Origin of the sequence: uncultured Gimesia sp. (genome assembly GCF_963972345.1) — a bacterium.
Classification (GTDB): domain Bacteria; phylum Planctomycetota; class Planctomycetia; order Planctomycetales; family Planctomycetaceae; genus Gimesia.
This window is the reverse complement of record NZ_CAXAVM010000336.1, coordinates 1-3,297: the sequence shown is the minus strand read 5'-3', so window position 1 is coordinate 3,297 and position 3,297 is coordinate 1. Positions and strand designations below refer to the sequence as shown.

Below are 3,297 nucleotides of genomic sequence, written 5' to 3'. Positions count from 1 at the left end.
CGCTCCCGATGTGACCCGACTGATTAAGGACAGGCCGACGCCGGTGGTGATCACCTGCCGTCGCCCGGAAGACAAAGGTCGCTGGAACCGTTCGGAAGAACAGCGGCAGGCGCTGCTGCGGACCGCCATCGTTTCCGAGGTCGAATACGTCGACATTGAAGACGACATCGCCGGTTCCATTCCCCGCTACGGCAAAACCAAACGCATCATCAGTCACCACAATTTCGATGAGACTCCCGACGACATCGAAGAGATTTATGCCTCGATGTGCGAGAAGGATCCCGATATCGTCAAGCTGGTTACCATGGCCAATTCACCCGGAGATTCAGTTCGCATGCTGCAACTGGTCGCCAATGCCAAGGTGCCCACCATCGGTTTCTGTATGGGCGAGTACGGCGTGATCAGCCGCATTCTCTGCGGGAAATATGGTTCGCCTTTCACGTATGCGACTTTCAGCCGCGAACGCGAACTGGCACCCGGGCAACTCTCTTACTCGGAAATGACACGCATCTACCGCTACGATGAAATCGGTCCCGAGACCCCCGTGTACGGCGTCATCGGCGATCCGATCGCGCACAGCCTGAGTCCGCTGATTCACAATATCGCCTTCAAACACGACAAACTCGATGCGGTTTACCTGCCGTTCCGGATTCCCAAAGACCGGCTCAAAGAGACACTCAAGGAATTCGAATGGTTCAACGTCCAGGGGTACAGTGTGACGATTCCCCATAAAGCCGGTGCGCTGCAACTGGCCGACAAAGCCGATGAAGCATCGAAAAAAATGGGAGTCGCCAACACGCTCTTCAAAGATGAGAAAAACGCCTGGCAGGCTCGCAATACCGACTACGAGGCGGCCCTTGACAGTATCCGCCTGGGACTCGATCCTGAGGGAAAAGCGACTTCCGATCCGATCAATGGCAGACAGGTGCTGCTGCTGGGCGCCGGCGGTGTCTCGCGGGCCATTGGTGCCGGCATCGTGGCTGCCGGAGGCGTGCTGACCGTCTCGAATCGGAGCCGGACCCGCGGCGAGCAACTGGCGAAAGATCTGGGCTGTAATCATTGCACCTGGGAGAACCGGGGAAGCGGTCGTTACGACATTCTCGTCAACGGCACCGCGGTCGGCATGTATCCCAATGTGAACGATACCCCCTTCGCGCAGAATTTCATGCAGGAAGAAATGCTGGTCTTCGATACCGTTTACAATCCGGAAAACACGCTGCTCCTCAAACAGGCGCGCGAGCGGGGCTGCAAGACGGTTTCGGGCATCGAAATGTTCGTTCGCCAGGCTGCCGCCCAGTACAAACTGTTTACCGGCAAAGAAGCCCCGCTGGAAGTCATGCGGAATACCCTGCGAAAAGGGATTTCCGCGGTTGGAAAACTGTAAGGGCATGACATGACGGTAATCACATTGATCGGCTTACGGGGCAGCGGCAAGAGCAGCATCGCCGCACCCCTGGCCGCCAGGCAGAATGCAGACTGGATCGACGCCGACGACGAAATCGAACGCCGCGCCGGAAAAACAATTTCGGAAATCTTCGCCGATGAGGGAGAGCCGCACTTTCGTCAGCTGGAACGGGCCGTGATGCAGGATCTGCTTTCGCGCGAGTCACTCATCATCGCTGCCGGCGGTGGTGCGATTCTGAATGCAGAGACCCGCGCTGCGATGCGAACCGCCGGACCTGTGGTCTGGCTGAATGCCAGTGTCGAAGCGCTCGAACAGCGGATCAATCAGGATGCCAGTACGGGCAGCCGCCGACCCGCGTTAACGACGCGCGCTTCCCAGCGCGAAGAAATACAGCATCTGCTCGAGCAGCGCGAACCCCTATACCGGGAAGCTGCCAGCATTGTGATTCAGACCGATGACAAATCCGTAGATCAAATCGTCGAGGAAATCATTTCCGCCCTCGATACCCCCTCGTAAGGCACGACGAAAGTTTCAACACCTATGACTCCGTTTGGCATCAATCCTTATTTTCTGCTTGTGCTGCTGTTTCTGCTGGGAACCTGCCTGGGGCGGATTGTCAATCTCTGCATCGAAGAGATTCCCCGTGAAGAACGGGTCGGCCCTGCCTGGAGACGCGTCGGCCGCCGTCTGCGGCATCTCTGGTCCCGCTATCATATTCCCATTATCGGCGTTTATTTAACACGTTCATCCAGCTCAACATTTCCTTACCGGCGCGCGCAGCGGGAAGCACTGGTCGAACTGTTGAACGGCGTGATCTTTGTGCTCCTGTATCTGGCGGAAGTCCCTTTGAGTGCTCAGGCGACTCTGCAGCAGAGCGGCCTGTTTTCGCTGTATGCTCCCGATCCGCTGGCGGTGAACTCGTGGATGACGCCCGTCATGCTGCTCAACCTGCGATATGTCTTTCACCTGGTCCTGATTGAATCGCTGATGGTGGCGACGTTTATCGACTTCGATCTCAAAATCATTCCCGACGGCGCGACGCTGCCCGCCATGTTCATCGGCGTTGTCGGCTCGTTTGTGTTTGGTCTGCTGTATCTGGTGCCGGTCTGGTTTCAGGAACCCTCGGTCGTGCGCCTGCTGGGCATCTATTTTCCCGAACAGTATCGCAGTGCATTCGTCGTTGAAAAAGTCCCGCAGTGGGTCACCCTGTATCCGCATCTGCACGGGCTGGCCGTCAGCCTGGTCGGCCTGATCGTCGGCGGGGGAGTGGTCTGGGCTGTACGCATTATTGGCCAGTGGACGTTGCGTCAGGAAGCGATGGGCTTCGGCGATGTGATTTTGATGGCGGTCATCGGCAGCTTTCTCGGCTGGCAGGCTACGGTGACCGTGTTTGTTATTTCGCCGCTGTGTGCGTTGCTGGTGGTCGCGGTGTCCATCTTTTTCAAGCGGTCTCGCGAAATCCCCTTCGGGCCCTATCTAAGCCTGGGCGCACTGCTGGTGCTGCTGGGCTGGCCGCAGATCTGGCCGTTCATGGAACGCATCTGCCACCTCGGGCCGCTGCTGCCGCTCCTGGCGATTGTGATGCTGCTGCTGCTGGGCGCCTGCCTGATGACGACACAAATGGTCAAATGGATGCTGGGCATCCCCCTGTATTACGATGAAGAATGGGTCGAAGAATGGACGTCCGCCGATCAGCTGACCTATCAGTCGGGCGAAAATGTCAACGAAACCCAGGGCCGCTGGGATCGAAACACAGACGCACACACCCGTGCCGGGCGGGGGACGCAGCACTATCATCAATGGAAAAACGGCAACAAGTAAGATAAAAGGGGTCAGGAATGCTCTGTAGAAAAGCTCCCTTTGATTGCTATTTTCGAAATTAATAAGTCATG

Annotated in this window: 3 protein-coding genes; all 3 read left to right on the top strand. The window is 57.3% G+C overall.

The features are described from left to right. Positions 1 to 1,384: shikimate dehydrogenase (aroE, locus tag AACZ40_RS28685; protein WP_339677061.1), on the top strand; the 1,384-nt coding region annotated here is incomplete at its 5' end. A gap of 9 nt (positions 1,385 to 1,393) precedes the next feature. Beyond that, positions 1,394 to 1,921 (top strand): shikimate kinase, encoded by a 528-nt coding sequence (locus AACZ40_RS28680; RefSeq protein ID WP_339677058.1) that lies wholly within the window; start codon positions 1,394 to 1,396, stop codon positions 1,919 to 1,921. A gap of 24 nt (positions 1,922 to 1,945) precedes the next feature. After that, positions 1,946 to 3,226 (top strand): A24 family peptidase, encoded by a 1,281-nt coding sequence (locus tag AACZ40_RS28675; RefSeq protein WP_339677055.1) that lies wholly within the window; start codon positions 1,946 to 1,948, stop codon positions 3,224 to 3,226. Positions 3,227 to 3,297: the final 71 nt, after the last annotated feature.

Coding starts and splice junctions, on each gene's coding strand:
- AACZ40_RS28680 (WP_339677058.1), top strand. CDS start 1,394: ATGACGGTAATCACATTGATCGGCTTACGGGGCAGCGGCAAGAGCAGC.
- AACZ40_RS28675 (WP_339677055.1), top strand. CDS start 1,946: ATGACTCCGTTTGGCATCAATCCTTATTTTCTGCTTGTGCTGCTGTTT.